Source organism: Streptomyces sp. NPDC022910, assembly GCF_055561075.1.
Genome location: NZ_JBVHHL010000164.1, coordinates 1 through 1,665 on the forward strand (window position 1 = coordinate 1; position 1,665 = coordinate 1,665).

Genomic DNA, 1,665 nt, shown 5'->3' on the forward strand with positions numbered 1-1,665 from the left:
GAGTGTCACAAACGAGCCGCGCTCGTCGACACTCGGGGGCACCCACCCGAACTTCGCTGGCGCAGACAATGATCCACAGGATTTGACAATTACTCGCGGCCGAAGACGTCGAACGACAACCCGTACAGCGAGAGCCAGTACAAGACCCTGAAATACCGGCACGACTTTCCCGAGTGTTTCGGATCCCTCGAGGATGCCCGGGCGTGGTGCACCCAGTTCTTCACCTGGTACAACGAGGAGCATCGGCACTCCGGGATCGGCCTGCACACGCCCTACGACGTACACTTCGGTCTCGCCGAGCAGCTCCGCGAGATGCGTGCCGACGTCCTCCAGTCGGTCTACGCGAAGCACCCCGAACGCTTCGTCCGCAAACCACCCGAGCCTCCCAAGCTCCCCGCAGCGGCCTGGATCAACCAGCCGGCACCAGACGGCCCACTGATCCCAGCACAGCGTTAGAACGATCTACCTGCCTTGATCGCTTTGACAGGTTCCGGGGCGTGGGCAGCAGCTCTGTAACCCGTTCCACGTACGTCCGGAGATCCGTGACGCCCTCGTACTTGAGGATTTCTCGGCGCAGCCCTCGCTCCCAGTAGCCGTCACCATTCATGTACCCCCCGCCCCCCATGGTGGGGGGCTCATGGTCCAAGACCTCTGGCAAGCGGGCCAAGAAACCGTCGCTGATTGTCGGAATCGAGTGCTTGAGCACGTCCGGCGCCACAGTTACTCGGCTGACCTCGAACGGCGAGGAGGGAGCGTTGCGTTGGGTCAGCACCAGAACGCGCAGCACGTTGATGAACGGGTGCCCTATGACCGCCATTAGGTCAGGTACATGCAACGCCGCTGCTGCCGTCAGACCGATCCGATCGTCCTCCGAGATGTGGTGCTGCGGGTGCCAGGTCAAGCCGTAAGACAGGCCGGTCAAGCCCTGCGATCCGACGCGCGGCAGGGACCGAATGAGCTGCTCGGCGTCCAGTTTCTCCCGGTCCAGCTCCGTCACCACGTGGTGCCACACGGGCCAGACGCCGTGCCTGAGGTAAGGCGCGGTGATCGTGTCGAGCAGTCTCATTTGGTCCTGACTGAGTCGCGCGAAGAGGTCCGGCAAGGTAGGTCCCGATCATGGAAGTCCGGCACGAAGGTGACGAACATCGTACTGACGCCCACTGACACTCGACCCTGGCTTTTCGGGGGGCCCCGACACCACAGGACCGGCGCCGGAGGGCCTGAGAGACCGCCGTGGGCACGAGGGACCGACCCGCACGCGAGAGCGCCCCGGACGGCCACGGAGACCGTCGGGGCGCTCGTGTAGTTCCTCCTTGCGTCCCAACGACCCGTCCGCTTCGGTGCAGTTGGCTTCGTGCGAACTCGGTCTCCGACGTACTGAGTAAGCGTCGCCGTGCAACCTACCCAACCCGTGGGGCACGTCGGCTGCTGGATCGCACGAAGAAGGGAAGGCTCCGGGGGATGAACTGCCCCGGGGTGACGAGTACGTCCTAATTCGGAGGACCGCCAGCGCGCCCTGGCAAGGCACCGAGACCCTGAACGTCGGCACGGCCTCAGCAAGACCTCACGTTGACCATCCCCTCGTAGCGTGGAGCCCGTGATTGCAGGGGAAGTTGGGATTCATGGGGTCCAAGAAGAAGCCGCCGTACGACGCCGAGTTCCGTG

The 1,665-nt window shown here is 64.1% G+C and carries 1 protein-coding gene and 1 pseudogene; one reads left to right on the plus strand and one right to left on the minus strand.

The window, feature by feature from the left end; all coding sequences use genetic code 11:
• Window positions 1-90: 90 nt before the first annotated feature.
• Window positions 91-456 (plus strand): annotated as a pseudogene (locus ACZ3TS_RS42915) (integrase core domain-containing protein); the annotation flags it as partial.
• Here the strand turns inward: ACZ3TS_RS42915 and ACZ3TS_RS42920 are convergent.
• The gene (locus ACZ3TS_RS42920) at window positions 410-1,066 is read right to left on the minus strand and encodes a hypothetical protein (RefSeq protein WP_467628677.1); all 657 of its coding nucleotides are present in this window, start codon (window positions 1,064-1,066) and stop codon (window positions 410-412) included. The pseudogene ACZ3TS_RS42915 and the gene ACZ3TS_RS42920 sit on opposite strands and share 47 nt — an antisense overlap.
• Between the last annotated feature and the right edge of the window lie 599 nt (window positions 1,067-1,665).